The 288-nt window shown below is 63.5% G+C and carries 1 protein-coding gene; it reads left to right on the forward strand.

All coding sequences use genetic code 11. The annotated features are described in order from the left end of the window. Positions 1-288: ATPase, T2SS/T4P/T4SS family (locus SM753_RS20375; protein ID WP_323192905.1), on the forward strand; the 288-nt coding region annotated here is incomplete at both ends.

The raw sequence follows: 288 nt of genomic DNA on the forward strand, positions 1-288 counted from the left end.
TCACGCCCCGAGGGTCGGCGTTCACCATCCGGAAGTACGCCGACGAACCGTTCACGCCCATCGACCTCCTCGACTACGGGACGTTCAACATCGACCAGATGGCGTACCTCTGGCTCGCCATCGAGCACAACAAGAGCCTCATCTTCGCGGGCGGGACCGCCTCGGGGAAGACCACGAGCATGAACGCCATCTCGATGTTCATCCCGCCGCGCTCGAAGGTCCTCTCCATCGAGGACACCCGCGAGCTGTCGCTGTACCACGACAACTGGCTGTCGAGCATCACCCGCG

The sequence above is a fragment of the Halostella sp. PRR32 genome, assembly GCF_034808085.1.
Classification (GTDB): Archaea; Halobacteriota; Halobacteria; order Halobacteriales; family Natronoarchaeaceae; genus Halostella; species Halostella pelagica.